Source organism: Flavobacterium endophyticum (assembly GCF_003634455.1).
GTDB classification, from domain to species: domain Bacteria; phylum Bacteroidota; class Bacteroidia; order Flavobacteriales; family Flavobacteriaceae; genus Flavobacterium; species Flavobacterium endophyticum.
The window spans coordinates 1,204,565-1,218,541 of sequence record NZ_RBLC01000001.1 but is presented as its reverse complement, the minus strand read 5'-3'; the positions used below and the strand labels follow the sequence as shown (position 1 = coordinate 1,218,541).

The 13,977-nt window shown below is 40.4% G+C and carries 14 protein-coding genes; 10 read left to right on the top strand and 4 right to left on the bottom strand.

Going from position 1 to position 13,977, the window contains the following annotated elements; all coding sequences use genetic code 11:
• The first annotated feature begins 67 nt into the window (after nt 1-67).
• The 5 genes from CLV94_RS05655 (at nt 68) to CLV94_RS05635 (ending at nt 4,461) form a co-directional block, all read left to right on the top strand.
• Nucleotides 68-1,132, top strand: coding sequence for a hypothetical protein (locus CLV94_RS05655; RefSeq protein ID WP_121375448.1), 1,065 nt, complete (start codon nt 68-70; stop codon nt 1,130-1,132).
• A gap of 5 nt (nt 1,133-1,137) precedes the next feature.
• A complete protein-coding gene (gene rsmI / locus CLV94_RS05650) occupies nt 1,138-1,815 on the top strand; it encodes a 16S rRNA (cytidine(1402)-2'-O)-methyltransferase (RefSeq protein ID WP_121375447.1) in 678 nt (225 codons plus the stop codon).
• 18 nt (nt 1,816-1,833) lie between these two features.
• Nucleotides 1,834-2,256 (top strand): OsmC family protein, encoded by a 423-nt coding sequence (locus CLV94_RS05645; RefSeq protein WP_121375446.1) that lies wholly within the window; start codon nt 1,834-1,836, stop codon nt 2,254-2,256.
• A 68-nt stretch (nt 2,257-2,324) separates the two neighbouring features.
• Nucleotides 2,325-4,022, top strand: a complete 1,698-nt coding sequence (gene recJ / locus CLV94_RS05640; RefSeq protein ID WP_121375445.1) for a single-stranded-DNA-specific exonuclease RecJ — start codon at nt 2,325-2,327, stop codon at nt 4,020-4,022.
• Between the two features lie 85 nt (nt 4,023-4,107).
• Nucleotides 4,108-4,461 (top strand): hypothetical protein, encoded by a 354-nt coding sequence (locus CLV94_RS05635; RefSeq protein WP_121375444.1) that lies wholly within the window; start codon nt 4,108-4,110, stop codon nt 4,459-4,461.
• Here the strand turns inward: CLV94_RS05635 and CLV94_RS05630 are convergent.
• Nucleotides 4,458-5,207, bottom strand: a complete 750-nt coding sequence (locus CLV94_RS05630) for a UDP-2,3-diacylglucosamine diphosphatase (protein WP_394345736.1) — start codon at nt 5,205-5,207, stop codon at nt 4,458-4,460. The genes CLV94_RS05635 and CLV94_RS05630 overlap by 4 nt on opposite strands.
• Nucleotides 5,208-5,275: 68 nt before the next feature.
• Entirely contained in the window at nt 5,276-5,869 is a 594-nt protein-coding gene (locus CLV94_RS05625) for a HupE/UreJ family protein (RefSeq protein ID WP_121375442.1), read from the bottom strand.
• Nucleotides 5,870-5,999: 130 nt separating this feature from the next.
• Here CLV94_RS05625 and CLV94_RS05620 point away from each other — a divergent pair, with 130 nt between their 5' ends.
• Complete coding sequence (locus tag CLV94_RS05620; RefSeq protein ID WP_121375441.1) at nt 6,000-6,431, top strand: tellurite resistance TerB family protein; 432 nt, start codon at nt 6,000-6,002, stop codon at nt 6,429-6,431.
• 31 nt (nt 6,432-6,462) lie between these two features.
• Here CLV94_RS05620 and fbp read toward each other — a convergent pair whose 3' ends face one another.
• Nucleotides 6,463-7,473, bottom strand: a complete 1,011-nt coding sequence (gene fbp, locus CLV94_RS05615; protein WP_121375440.1) for a class 1 fructose-bisphosphatase — start codon at nt 7,471-7,473, stop codon at nt 6,463-6,465.
• A gap of 230 nt (nt 7,474-7,703) precedes the next feature.
• On the opposite strand from fbp, the gene CLV94_RS05610 reads away from it, so the two are divergent.
• From CLV94_RS05610 to CLV94_RS05595, 4 genes are all read left to right on the top strand, one after another.
• Nucleotides 7,704-8,210, top strand: a complete 507-nt coding sequence (locus tag CLV94_RS05610) for a GNAT family N-acetyltransferase (RefSeq protein ID WP_121375439.1) — start codon at nt 7,704-7,706, stop codon at nt 8,208-8,210.
• Between the two features lie 35 nt (nt 8,211-8,245).
• Nucleotides 8,246-9,508: an aspartate kinase gene (locus tag CLV94_RS05605; RefSeq protein ID WP_121375438.1), complete on the top strand. Its 1,263-nt coding sequence runs from the start codon at nt 8,246-8,248 to the stop codon at nt 9,506-9,508.
• A gap of 134 nt (nt 9,509-9,642) precedes the next feature.
• Nucleotides 9,643-13,050: a hypothetical protein gene (locus CLV94_RS05600; protein WP_121375437.1), complete on the top strand. Its 3,408-nt coding sequence runs from the start codon at nt 9,643-9,645 to the stop codon at nt 13,048-13,050.
• 55 nt (nt 13,051-13,105) lie between these two features.
• Entirely contained in the window at nt 13,106-13,579 is a 474-nt protein-coding gene (locus tag CLV94_RS05595) for a hypothetical protein (protein ID WP_121375436.1), read from the top strand.
• Between the two features lie 66 nt (nt 13,580-13,645).
• On the opposite strand, the gene CLV94_RS05590 is transcribed toward CLV94_RS05595, so the two are convergent.
• Nucleotides 13,646-13,939: a hypothetical protein gene (locus CLV94_RS05590; RefSeq protein WP_121375435.1), complete on the bottom strand. Its 294-nt coding sequence runs from the start codon at nt 13,937-13,939 to the stop codon at nt 13,646-13,648.
• Nucleotides 13,940-13,977: the final 38 nt, after the last annotated feature.

Here is a 13,977-nt window from a genome sequence, read left to right as displayed (position 1 = left end):
TTTTACTTTGTGATGAAAACAAATTTATTAAAAAACCATTGCTTTACTCAATATAATATCAAAAGTTATGAAGAAAAAATTAGAAGCCGAATTAATCAGTATTGCGCACAGAATCTTGAAGCTGAAAAATAAATCAGAACTGATTCAGCTGCATCAGGAAAGCCAAAAACTGTATGAAAAATTGTCTGTTTTGTTGTTTGTAGAAGAGAATTTTACAGGCGCACAGCCGACAATTGGAAGATCTGAGGCGTATGAAGTGCTGGAAACGGCTTTTGATGAAAATGAAGTTGCGGGCAAAGTTGAGATGGACGTGCAGGAAGAAATTGCCTTAGAAGCAGAAAAAGTCGTGGAAGAAACGCCGAAACAAGAAGTTGAAGCTGTCGAAACCGCAGAAGAAATCAAAGTGGCGGAAGAAGAAGCTGAAACACAACCCGAATCAGAACAAGAAAAAGTAGTTGTTGGAGAAATCGAGCTTTCTGATGAAGAACTGGAAGAAGAAGAAACCGTAACTGCTGAAAATGAAGAAGAGGCTATCGTTGAAGAGCCGGAAGAAGAGGAAGAAAGCGTTACTGCAGAAGAAGAAAAAGCATCAGAAGAAACGAAAGAAGAAGTAATAGAACCTGCGTTTGAACTGGCTTTCGATAAAAAAGAAGACGTCGAAGAGGTCGCAAAAGAATCAGGACATCAGATTATCTTTGAAGATTTCTTGGGCTCCGATTACAAAGACTTAGAATTCGTGAAAGCTGAAATCGAGGAAAAACACAAGCACGACCACGATGAAGAGCCCGAAAAAGACGAAGTAAAAGAAGAAATTAAAGAAGAGGTCAAGGCAGTAGAGCCAGAACCTGAGCCTATACAAGAACCTGTTGCCGAAGCGCCAAAACCAGCCGTTGAAAAAGTAACCAAAGGAATCACGATCGGTCTGAACGACAGAGTCGGTTTTGTAAACCATCTTTTTGGCGGCAGTAACGAAGATTTCAACAGAGTCCTGTCGCAATTGAATACGTTTGATACGTTCCAAGACGCAAAAAATTTCATTGAAGATTTGGTAAAGCCAGATTACAACGAATGGAAAGGCAAGGAAGATTATGCAGAACGCTTTTTGGAAGTAGTGGAGAACAAGTTTAAATAGTCTAGATGTCAAAATTATATTTAGTTCCAACGCCTATCGGGAATCTTGAAGACATGACATTCAGGGCGATAAAAGTCCTGAAAGAAGTAGACTTGATTCTGGCAGAGGACACTCGAAACAGCGGCAAGCTGCTGAAACATTTTGAGATTGGAACGCACATGCAGAGCCACCACATGCACAACGAGCACAAGACGGTGGAAAATCTGATTGCACGATTGAAATCGGGTGAAACCATTGCCTTGATATCGGATGCCGGAACGCCAGCTATTTCCGATCCAGGGTTTTTGCTGACGCGTGCCTGCGTAGAAAACAATATTGCCGTAGAATGCCTTCCGGGTGCGACAGCTTTTGTTCCTGCGCTGGTCAACAGCGGCTTGCCGAATGACAAATTTGTCTTTGAAGGTTTTCTCCCAGACAAAAAAGGAAGACAGACGCGTTATCTGGCTTTAGCTGAGGAAACCCGAACCATGATTTTATATGTTTCGCCCCATAAATTGGTCAAGACGTTAGCAGAGTTTATCCAATATTTTGGAGAAGATAGGTCGGTTTCTGTTTCTAGGGAATTGTCTAAACTGCATGAAGAAACCGTTCGAGGAACCGCTTCCGAAGTCTTGAAGCACTTTGAAGCCAAACCTCCAAAAGGCGAGATTGTGGTGATTGTTGGAGGAAAAAGTAGCAAGTAAATCTTATACAATATAGTCATGGCGACACATCACGTAACTACAAAATGGCTTGGAGATATGGCTTTTGAAGCCACGAATCCAGGAGGAAAAATAAAAATGGATTCCGATCCAGAATATGGCGGACACGATGATGGACTCCGTCCTAAATCCATGATGCTCGCTTCATTGGCGGGCTGTACCGGAATTGATATCGCATCTTTGATTAAAAAGATGAAGGTTGATATTGATACTTTTTCAATTGAAGTAGAAGGCGACCTGACCGAAGAACACCCAAAATATTATCACACGGTTCGTGTAGATTATCATTTTTACGGATTGAACCTTGACGAAACAAAACTTCAGAAAATAGTTGATTTGTCTTTAGAAAAATATTGCGGCGTGATGGAAATGTTCCGTCATTTTGCCAAAGTCGAAGTCCGAATACTATATCATCCTAATTAAGGTACTGAGTTACTAAGGGGACCTTAGCACCTCAGAGCCTTATTACCTTAACTTAAAATCCATACAAAATGCGCTGGAACCTTAAACCTAAACCCGATTCAGAAAAAGTAAAAAGCCTACAAAATTCCTTAAGCGTTGACGAACTTACGGCAACTTTGCTTGTGCAGCGAGGCATCGAGACTTTTGAAGAAGCCCGACAATTTTTCCGACCTAAACTAGAAGACCTGCATGATCCGTACCTGATGAAAGATATGGACAAGGCCGTTGCTCGGATTGAAAAAGCCATCAAACAACAAGAAAATATTTTAGTCTTTGGCGATTATGACGTCGATGGAACTACAGCAGTTTCTTTGGTTTCCTCTTATCTAAGAACTTATTATCCTAACGTCGATACCTATATTCCGGACCGTTATGACGAAGGCTACGGAGTTTCTTTTAAAGGAATCGATTATGCAGAAGACAACGGAATTACATTAATAATTGCGTTGGACTGCGGTATAAAATCAATCGACCATGTCGCTTATGCTACTGAAAAAGGAATCGATTTTATAATCTGTGACCACCATAGACCAGGAAATTCGCTTCCCGAAGCTGTAGCTATTTTAGATCCAAAACGCGACGATTGCACTTATCCGTATGATGAATTATGCGGTTGCGGTATCGGCTTCAAATTGCTTCAGGCTTTGGCTCAAAACAGAAATCAGACGATTCAAGATTTGGTTCCGTATCTGGATTTAGTTGCAACAGCAATTGGGGCTGACATTGTTCCTATGACTGGAGAGAACAGAATTTTGGCCAAATTTGGTTTGGAGGTTATCAACGTTGATCCTCGTCCCGGTTTTAAGGCGATTACTCAAAATCTAAAGAAAAAACAGCTTACGATCAGCGATGTCGTTTTTATAATTGCGCCAAGAATAAATGCGGCCGGACGGATTAAACACGGAAATTATGCCGTGCAACTGCTGACGGAATTTGGAATCGAGGAAGCCGAAGCTTTTGCTAAAGAAATCGAAATTTTTAATGCCAACAGGAAAGACTTGGACAAACAGATTACCTTGCAAGCCTTGACACAGATTATAGACAATCAGGAAGAAAATCGATTTTCGACAGTAGTGTATCAGGAAGATTGGCATAAAGGAGTTATCGGGATTGTGGCTTCACGCTTGATAGAAACCTATTATCGTCCGACCTTGGTGTTTACCAAAAGTGGCGATAAGCTGGCGGCTTCGGCACGTTCTGTGAAGGATTTTGATGTGTATAATGCATTGGAAGCCTGTTCTGAATATTTGCTGCAATTTGGCGGACATATGTATGCGGCAGGACTGACATTAGAAGAAACTCAGTTCGAAAATTTTAAAAATCAATTTGAAAAAGTAGTATCCGAGACGATTGCCGAAGAACTACGGACTCCTGAAATTCTGATTGATGCTGAAATCGACTTAATCGATATCAACGAAAAGTTTATCCGAATACTAAAGCAATTTGAACCTTTCGGGCCGATGAACATGACGCCTATTTTCTTGACTAAAGACCTTATCGATACGGGCTATGCAAAAAAGATAGGCAGCGATGAGGAGCACCTGCGTCTTTTTGTGAAACAAGAGAATTCGGAAGGGTTTGGCGCTATCGGATTTAAAATGGGGAATAAGTTTGACATAGCGAAAGAACGTCAGCTTTTCGATGCCGTCTATTCTATAGAAGAAAATGAATTCAATGGAAATGTGAGCCTGCAATTACGACTTCGTGATATTAAAGGAAAGGAGTAAGACGCAAAAAAATTCTAAATTTTAAGATAATTTAATTTAGAATGATTTTAAATAATTGCTATATTTGTTCGAAATAATTCAGGTTATGAAAGAAATTGAGCAAATCTATTTTAATGATTTTGGTGTCGCTTTTCATTGGAAAAAAGAGCAAAAGGTGCTAAAAAGCAAAGTACAGCTGGTTTTTAAAGAAACTGGCTTTTATCTTTCAAAAGAAGAACTCAATATCTTTGCCGACACGATAGATGCTGCCTGCGGTGATGCTCATTGCAATGGCTGCGAGTTTAAAAGGAAATGTCATAAGTTCTTGCTGAAAACACCGTTACAGCAAATTGATTTGGCGGTTTCAGTAAACGAATTGATGCAGATAAAGGATTTGGTAGAAGGAACGATCTTCCAGATCCAGCTAAAAGAATATCTAGATGAAATCTGTCAGAATTAGCTCTTGTATTCTTTCAACTCGAACGTTTTTCCATCAAAAACACCGTATGTAAAATAGCCAATCCAGTCGCCTAAATTTACGTAGCTTGAATTTTCTCCCACTTTTATAGTCATAGGCAGATGCCTGTGGCCAAACACGAAATAATCGTAGTGCTTGGTTTCCAACTTTCGTTTCGAATATTGCACCAACCATTCATTTTCTTCTCCTAAAAAACGTACATCCTCGTCACCAGAAATCAATTTGTTTTTGACAGAAAGATATTGCGCCAATCGTACGCCCAAATCCGGATGCAGCCATCTGAAAAGCCATTTCGAAAAAGGATTGGTAAACACTTTTTTCATCCTTTTGTAGCCTTTGTCGCCCGGACCGAGACCATCGCCATGGCCAATCAAAAATGATTTGCCGTCAAAGGTGAATTCTTGCGTAGTATGATAGACAGGAATATTTAATTCTTTTTGAAAATAATCGTGCATCCACAAATCGTGATTGCCCACAAAAAAATAAACAGGAATACCGCTGTCACGGATTTCGGCTAATTTGCCTAAAACACGGACAAATCCTTTCGGCACGACAGTCTTGTATTCAAACCAAAAATCGAATAAGTCGCCCAATAAGAATAATGCGGTTGCATCTTTTTTGATTTCATCCAACCAAGCTACAAATTTTTGTTCCCTTGGAAAGCTGAGTTCGGGTGTAGGAGCTCCAAAATGCTGGTCTGAAGCAAAATATATCTTAGTGTCTGCCACGTGTATTCAATTAAAATCCAAAGATAGGAAAGATTGCGCACTTATTTAGAGTCGCATCGGTATCTTCTCTAGCGTCCCCAGATTTCGCTCTCAATAACCATCGGGATGACCACGCCGATTACAAAAGACGACATGACAAGCGTCCAGTCGCGCTTTGAAAAACGAAAGACAGTCTGTACGATATACGATAAAATCAATACAATAAGCACGACGATAACCTGCGCAGCTTCAATTCCTAAAGCAAATTCTAACAAAGGAATCAGCTTGGCGGAAGCATTTCCAGGCAAAATCGTATTAAAATAATTGGAGAATCCGAGTCCGTGGATGATTCCAAAAAATAAGGTGACGATAGCAATAAAGCTGATGCTTTCCTTCTTGCTATTTTTTCCAGCTGTAAAAAGGTGAAAGAAAGCCGTAATTAAAATGGTTATTGGAATCAAGAATTCAACAAGATTCACTTTTATCTGCACGAATCCATATACAGAAAGCAATAATGCCATGGTATGTCCCACCGTAAAAAGAGTGACTAAAAGCAAAACTCTTTGCCAATCCTTAAAAGCATAAGGAATAGTAAGAGCGATTAAAAATAAGACATGGTCGTAGGCGTGAATGTCTAAAACGTGACGCAATCCTGTGTTGAAGTAGATCCAAAACTCAGACATATATTGAAAATTTTGATTGGGATTCCAAACTTACGATATATTTTGGAAAGAGTTTATTTCTGTTAAGAAAAGTCGGCATTTTGTGCCGTTAAAATAGAAATAGGATTATATTTGCAAAAAATATATAATTATGTCAATTTCAGATTTATTTGATAGCGGATTTAAAAATAGAAATAAAGGACATTTCTCTTCTATCGTGAGAGTTGCAATGGAAAACGGGCATTTGAGCGAAGAAGAAAGACATTTCTTGGACAAGCTGGCCATGCAATTGGAAATCTCTTCTGAAGAGTATGCCGAAATTCTTGCAAATCCAACGAAATACCCAATCAATCCTCCGTATTTGCATACGCAAAGACTAGAGCGTTTGTACGATCTGTCAAGAATGGTATATGCTGATCACGTCTTAGGACCAAAGCAAAAAGAAATCCTTACACGATTTGCTTTAGCATTAGGATTTACTCCTGGAAACGTGCACTATATTGTTGACAAAGCTTTATCATTGCTTGTGTTAGGTGTAGACTTAGACACTTTCCTTTTCGAAATGACTCACATGAATAAATAAAAAAAAGCTCCAATTGGAGCTTTTTTTATATCTAATTACTTGCCTTTTTCATAAATTCTTCGGCCTTTTCGACCATATTTTGGCTGCCACAAAAGAACGGTACGCGTTGGTGCAATTCTGTCGGTTGGATTTCCATGATTCTTCCAAAACCATCTGATGCTTTTCCGCCCGCTTGTTCTGCCAGAAAAGCCATCGGGTTGCATTCGTATAGCAGGCGAAGCTTGCCGCTTGGCGCTTTTGAGCTTGTCGGATAAATATAAATCCCTCCCTTGATCATATTTCTGTGAATGTCAGAAACCAAGCTCCCGATATAGCGCGAAGTATAAGGCCTGTCACCTTCTTCCAGCTGGCAGTATTTGATATAATCTTTTACGCCTTGTGGAAAATGAACATAGTTTCCTTCGTTTATCGAATAAATAGTCCCGTCTTTAGGAAACTGCATGTTCGGATGCGAAAGATAAAATGTTCCGATAGCAGGGTTTAAGGTAAAACCGTTCACGCCGCGGCCTGTCGTATAGACAAGCATCGTTGAGGTACCGTAAATTACATAGCCCGCCGCTACCTGATTCACGCCTGGCTGCAAGAAATCTTCTAAAGTTACCGGAGTTCCGATCGGCGTAATTCTTCGGTAGACAGAAAAAATCGTCCCTACAGAAACGTTCACGTCAATATTTGAAGAACCGTCTAGCGGATCCATCAGCACCACATATTTATTGTTATGGCTTTCGTCCTGGCCTTTGATAACGATGAAATCATCGCTTTCTTCCGAAGCAATACCGCAGACAATCTCACGATTGATAAGCGTCTGTATAAAAGTGTCGTTTGCAAAGACATCTAATTTTTGTTGGTCTTCTCCCTGCACATTCTGGGCACCTGCAGCGCCCACGATGTCTACCAGTCCAGCTTTATTTACCTTGTAGTTTACGACTTTGGCAGCCAGTCGGATGGAGTTGATTAACCTTGATAATTCTCCCGAAGAATATTGAAAATCTTCCTGTTTTTCAATAATAAATTCCCCTAATGTTTTATTGCGTTCCTCCATTACTATAACGTTGTAGTTGTGGGTGCAAATATCGTTTATAAATTGCTATAATTTTAGAATGCCATCAAAAAAATATTTATCAAAAAATGTTACAAATATAAATAATTGTTATTTTTGTATTTTTGAAATTGATGCGCTAATTTCGAAAAGAAAGACCGATAATTGTGCAGTTGCATCAGCTTTTAATATATTCGCTGTGAAAAGCGAAAGCTGAAAATACATAGAAAAAAATGATAATTAGAAAAGGTACCGAAAACGACATGCCTACTGTTTTAGGACTAATTAAAGAACTGGCCGTTTTCGAGAAAGAGCCAGACGCAGTCGTTATTACAAAAGAAGATCTGGTTCGCGATGGTTTTGGAACACAACCGCTGTTCCATACTTTTGTGGCAGAATTAGATAATCAGATTATAGGAATGGCGTTATTCTATTACCGATTTTCAACGTGGAAAGGCAAGACCATCCATCTCGAAGATTTGATCGTTACCGAAAAGATGAGAGGAACTGGAGCCGGAATGGCGCTCTATTCTGAAATTATAAAAGAAGGAGAAAAAGAAAACGTACGCCGTATCGAATGGAACGTGCTCGACTGGAATACACCAGCGATTAAATTTTATGAGAAATCTGGAGCAAGGGTTTTATCCGATTGGCGCGTGGTCCACATGGACGAACAAGGAATTAATGATTTTTTAAAAAATAATTTACCTATTTCAGACAGCAATCGAGTAATTGGCTAGGTCTAAATCTGAAATCTAAAATCTGAAATCAAATAATGAGAGTATTTAAATTTGGAGGTGCTTCAGTCAAAGATGCTGAAGGCATTAAAAACGTATACGACGTTTTGCAGCAGGTAGGTTTTGATGATGTTTTGCTCGTAGTTTCGGCTATGGGAAAAACAACAAATGCCTTAGAAGTAGTGATAAAGAACTATTTCGAAAAATCGGCAGAATTGCAATCTTCTGTACAAGATGTCAAGAAGTACCATAACCAGATTTTGCTAGATTTATTTGAAGACGACAAGAATGCGGTTTTTGGCGCTATCAACCAGCTTTTTTCTGATTTAGAAAGCTTTTTGAAAAACAACAAATCCCCGAATTACAACTTTGTCTACGACCAGATTGTCAGTTTCGGGGAAATAATCTCGACCACCATCATCAGTCACTATTTTAATTATAAAGGATTAAAAAATCAATGGCTTGATGTCCGTAATTTTATAAAAACCGATACGACTTATCGCGATGCTATCGTAGATTGGGACCAAACTCAGACGCTCATTTCTAAAAACGTAAAGAAAAAAGTACTGAACATCACCCAAGGATTTTTAGGCTCCGACGAAAATAATTTCACGACAACCCTTGGCCGCGAAGGTTCCGATTATACCGCCGCCATTTTTGCGTATTGCCTGAACGCCGAAAGCGTCACGATCTGGAAGGACGTTCCGGGCGTGATGAATGCCGACCCGAGGTATTTTGAAAATGCAACGCTCTTGAACCAAATTTCCTACCGCGAGGCTATCGAATTGGCTTTTTATGGCGCGACAGTCATCCATCCGAAAACATTGCAGCCGCTACAGCGAAAAGAAATTCCATTGTTTGTGAAATCGTTCCTCAATCCTTCTTTGCCGGGAACAAGCGTGAGCAAAGGAGCCGATTTAGAGCCGCACCTGCCCTGTTATATCGTAAAAAAAGGACAGTTGCTGATTTCGCTTTCTTCTATAGATTTTTCTTTTATCATGGAAGAAAACATCAGCGAGATTTTCGGGCTTTTCCACCAATACAAGATGAAGGTCAGCCTGATTCAGAACTCGGCTATCAGTTTTTCAGTATGTATCGAAGACAAATTCGGCAATTTTAACGACTTGAAAAACGTGCTGTCTAAGAAATTTAAAGTTGCGTACAACGATAATGTTTCGCTTTATACGATTCGCCACTTTAATGAAAAAGCCGCAGAAATGGTCGAAAAAGACAAACAAGTGTTGCTCAAGCAAGTCAGCAGAGAAACCATGCAGATTGTTACAAAAGAAGCCATTAGTTAGAAAATAGTGAATCGGGAGCCTCAAATTTTTGAAACTCCCGATTTTTTTATGGCAGCTTGGTTTTTGCGCGAAAGCAGCTATTGAAATTTTAATTTTATAAATACTACTTTTGAGCTTTCAGAGTTATAGTATTTATGTTGAAAAAATTGCTCTTTCTGTTTTTAATAGGCTTTGTTTCTGGGCTTTCTGCTCAGGAAGTCAAAACGCCGTATAAAAATAGGAAGATTATCGCTTCAAAAGATACGATCCAAATTGACAGCGTGAGCATCAGCAGCTCTTTCTTTAAGCTTCAGGACAAGCTCGGGAATGATATTGATACGACCTATTATAAAGTAGATTTCCAAAAAAGCATCCTTGTTTTTAAGAATAATTACGCGTCTGAAGATACGCTCACACTGCGCTATTTCAGCTATCCCGAATACCTTACAAAAAAATACAGTATTTACGACGACAGCCGCGTCGTGAGCAACGAAGCAGGAAAAGGCAATCTCTATAAAGTTTCCCGCGATCCGATAAGCACTTTCAAGCCTTTTGACGGATTGAATACTTCGGGAAGCATTACGCGAGGAATTACCATAGGAAATAACCAAAATTCAGTTGTCAATTCAAATCTCGATTTGCAGATCACCGGAAAGATTTCAGACAAAGTAAGCCTTCGAGCTTCCATCCAAGACAGCAATATTCCGCTGCAAGAAGGCGGCTATTCGCAAAAGCTGGATGAATTCGACCAGATTTTTATCGAGCTTTTCAGCGACAAATGGAACATCCGAGCCGGGGATTTATTCTTAGAAAACAGACAATCGCGATTCCTGAATTTTAATAAAAAGGTACAAGGACTGTCCGCTAATTTTACTTTCGGAACTCCCGAAAAAAAGACCAATGTCTTTGCCTCAGCGGCTTTGGTAAGAGGACAATATGCGCGAAGCAGTTTTACAGGACAGGAGGGCAACCAAGGCCCATACAAGCTTCAAGGCCCGAATGGCGAATTGTATATCTTGGTGATTTCAGGTTCCGAAAGAGTTTTTGTCAACGGAATTTTACTGACACGAGGCGAAAACAACGATTATACCATCGATTACAATGCGGGAGAAATTATCTTCACATCCCTGTTTCCGATTACCTCCGAAATGAGGATCAATGTCGAATACCAATATTCCGATAGAAATTATACCCGATTTGTGACGTATGCGGGAGCGACGCACGAGCAGGAAAAATGGAGCATCGGCGGCTTTTTATATTCAGAAAACGACGTGAAGAACCAGCCTTTGCAGCAAAATCTTTCTCCAGAACAAGTAAACGTGCTAAAAGAAGCGGGAGATAATCCTTCGCAAATGACAGCGCCTTCTGCGTATGTTGACAGTTATTCTGAAAATAAAATCCTTTATAAAAAAGTAATCATTGGCGGCGTTGAGGTCTTTGAGTTTTCAAATAATCCAGAAGACGAGCTTTACAACGTACGCTTCTCCTTGGTTGGCAATAATCAAGGGAATTATAGGATTTCGAATACGGCAGCAGTCGGTAGAATCTATGAATATGTTCCGCCCGTGAGCGGAATTCCGCAAGGTAATTTTGAACCGATTATTCGATTGGTCGCTCCGACAAAAATCCAGATTGCTACCGTGTTGGGAAAATACAAGCCCAGCGAAAAGACATTGGTCGATTTTGAGATTGGCGTAAGCAACAACGACCTGAACTTATTTTCGTCTAAAGATGACGGCGACAACCAAGGCCTTGCCGGGAAGATCTATGCCAAGCAGCGGCTGTTTTCAAAGAAATGGCTGGTAGATGCTTTTGTCAATTATCAGTTCGTGCAGAAAGAATTCAAGACCATCGAGCGCCTATTCACGATTGAATTTGACCGCGACTGGAACTTGACGAATCCTTTAGGCAACCAGAGCCTGTTAATTTCGGGTGTAAATTTTACGCTTCCGAACAAAGGAAGCGCAAGATATCAGTTAGAAAAGCTCGATTTCTCTGAAAGTTTCTCAGGAACTAGGCATGTGGTTGACGGCTCTTTCCGATTTAAAAATTTTACCATCCAGAACAACGGAAGTATCTTAAAAAGCGACAGCGATTATTCCGAGTCTAAATTTATCAGGAATCAGACACAGGCCAGATACCATTTCGGCAAGAATTGGGTTGGCGGTACGTTTAGGCTGGAAGATAACGAAGAAAAAATCAAGGAAACCAATCAGTTTTCGGCCTTGAGCCAAAGATTTAACGAGTTTGGTCTTTTTACAGGACGCGGCGACAGTACCAAAGTGTATGTGGAATTAGGCTATCTGCAGCGTTCTAATGACAGTTTGGTCAACGGATTTGTGAGAAAGGTAAATACGTCCAATTCCTATTACCTCAAGTCACGATTGATGAAGACCGAAAAGAGCGATCTTTCCTTGTTCGTGAATTACAGGAATTTGAAATTTGAAGACCCAACTCGTAAAAACGAGCCTTCGCTAAATTCCAGATTGCTTTATAATGACCGTTATTTCAACCAGCTGGTTCAAGTCACGACTACCTATGAAACCACGTCGGGAACGATACCGCAACAGGAATTTACGTATCTGAAAGTAGAACCGGGGCAGGGTGTCTACACTTGGATTGATTACAACGGCAACGGAATCCAAGAGCTCGAAGAATTTGAAATCGCAAAGTTTTCCGACCAGGCAGAATACGTCAGGATTTTTCTCCCGAATCAGATTTTTATCAAGACCCACCAAAACAAGTTCTCGCAATCGGTTATCTTGAACGCCAACCAGTGGCAGAACGAAAAAGGGCTTAAGAAATTCTTGTCCTATTTTTACAACCAGACCTCTTTTTTGATCGACCGAAAGATCGTACGCGACAGCGATAATTTTGACTTGAATCCGTTTTCTACAAGCGATAAAGATCTTTTGGGACTTAATTCTAGTTTCAGGAACAGCTTTTTTTACAACAGAGGTAAGCAAGACCATTCCGTAACGTATACCTATTTGAGAAACCGTGCCAAAACGCTGCTCTCGGTCGGTTCGCAGGAAAACAACAACCGTTCGCACCAACTCCAATATGCCCATTTGATTCAGAAAAGCTGGCTGTTAGGCTTTTTGGGAAAGACCATCGAATCAGAACTTTTTTCAGAAAACTATTCCAGCAAGAATTTCGAGCTGAAAGGCTATCAGCTGGCGCCTAAGATTTCCTATCTTTTTTCAAGAAATGCAAGCTGGGACCTGTTCTATGAATACCAAGACAAAGAGAACAAGATCAATGATATGGAAAAGTTGCAGCAGCATCGCTTCGGAACCTCTTTTACCTATGCTTCGGAAAAGAAATTCACGATGAATGGCGAATTCTCTCTTTATCAAAATGATTTTACTGGCGATGCTTTGTCTCCAGTCGCTTACCAGATGCTTGAAGGACTGCAGGCAGGACAGAATATGACTTGGCGACTGCTTTTGCAAAAGAATCTGACGCAGTTTCTAGATATCAATGTAAATTATGAAGGAAGGAAAAGTGAAGAAAGCAAAGCAATCCACACAGGAAGCGTGCAGTTAAGAGCTTATTTTTAACATAGATAATCATCTGAAACGCTTATATTTGAATTCTTAATTTAAAAAACTAACAATGAAAACAAAAATAATAGCTGGCTCGCTTTTGGCAGTTTCACTGTTCATGACTTCATGTAAAAAAGAATTAGAGCCTCAAGAAAGTGCAGCGCCAGCAGAAGCTGTTGCAGCAGATCCGGCAGCTGCTCCTGCAGACGGACAAGTTCCGGTTACTGCTCAGCCGCAAACGGTGCAAGCACAGCCACAGCAGATTCAGCCACAGGCTACAGCTACGGCTCCAGGTATGAATCCGCCACACGGACAGCCAGGGCACAGATGCGATATTCCTGTAGGGGCTCCGTTAAATTCGCCTCCAGGACAAAAACCAGCGGCGCAGCCGCAACCAACACAGCCGACTGCAACTGCCGCTCCAACTACAGTAACGCCGGTGAACAATGCAAATGTCGTAACTGCACCAGGTATGAATCCACCACACGGACAGCCAGGCCACAGATGCGATGTTGCTGTCGGACAGCCATTACCAAAAGCATAAACAGCTACATTCCCAATAAAAAAGCCTCCAATAATCTTGGAGGCTTTTCTGTTTTAGTATAGCCCATTACCCTATCAAAGAAAGCAGGTTTGCGATTGAAAAGACAATACTAAGCGTGACGCTGATGATAAGTGTTGCGAATACAAATTTTGGTTTTTGCTGAGACAAGACGGCTCCGTTAAATCCCATACAGAAGATGGTGACAAAAAATAACTGTATCATTTGTCCGACTGAAGTTCCTCCCATAAGAATAAGCATTGCGGCAATAGAACCTAGACAGCTTTGGGCAAGAATGCTCAATGTAGCAAAACCGATAAGACCTCGTTTGTAACCTTCCAGATAATTATGATATGTTTTCATGATAAAAGTGCTTTAGAATTATAGTAACAAAGTTAGCT

What these genes read in the sequence shown, in the direction of transcription:
- CLV94_RS05620 (WP_121375441.1), top strand. Translation starts at nt 6,000, where the DNA reads ATGTCAATTTCAGATTTATTTGATAGCGGATTTAAAAATAGAAATAAA.
- CLV94_RS05610 (WP_121375439.1), top strand. Translation starts at nt 7,704, where the DNA reads ATGATAATTAGAAAAGGTACCGAAAACGACATGCCTACTGTTTTAGGA.
- CLV94_RS05625 (WP_121375442.1), bottom strand. Translation starts at nt 5,869, where the DNA reads ATGTCTGAGTTTTGGATCTACTTCAACACAGGATTGCGTCACGTTTTA.
- CLV94_RS05605 (WP_121375438.1), top strand. Translation starts at nt 8,246, where the DNA reads ATGAGAGTATTTAAATTTGGAGGTGCTTCAGTCAAAGATGCTGAAGGC.
- CLV94_RS05595 (WP_121375436.1), top strand. Translation starts at nt 13,106, where the DNA reads ATGAAAACAAAAATAATAGCTGGCTCGCTTTTGGCAGTTTCACTGTTC.
- CLV94_RS05635 (WP_121375444.1), top strand. Translation starts at nt 4,108, where the DNA reads ATGAAAGAAATTGAGCAAATCTATTTTAATGATTTTGGTGTCGCTTTT.
- CLV94_RS05600 (WP_121375437.1), top strand. Translation starts at nt 9,643, where the DNA reads ATGTTGAAAAAATTGCTCTTTCTGTTTTTAATAGGCTTTGTTTCTGGG.
- fbp (WP_121375440.1), bottom strand. Translation starts at nt 7,473, where the DNA reads ATGGAGGAACGCAATAAAACATTAGGGGAATTTATTATTGAAAAACAG.
- CLV94_RS05645 (WP_121375446.1), top strand. Translation starts at nt 1,834, where the DNA reads ATGGCGACACATCACGTAACTACAAAATGGCTTGGAGATATGGCTTTT.
- CLV94_RS05590 (WP_121375435.1), bottom strand. Translation starts at nt 13,939, where the DNA reads ATGAAAACATATCATAATTATCTGGAAGGTTACAAACGAGGTCTTATC.
- CLV94_RS05655 (WP_121375448.1), top strand. Translation starts at nt 68, where the DNA reads ATGAAGAAAAAATTAGAAGCCGAATTAATCAGTATTGCGCACAGAATC.
- recJ (WP_121375445.1), top strand. Translation starts at nt 2,325, where the DNA reads ATGCGCTGGAACCTTAAACCTAAACCCGATTCAGAAAAAGTAAAAAGC.
- rsmI (WP_121375447.1), top strand. Translation starts at nt 1,138, where the DNA reads ATGTCAAAATTATATTTAGTTCCAACGCCTATCGGGAATCTTGAAGAC.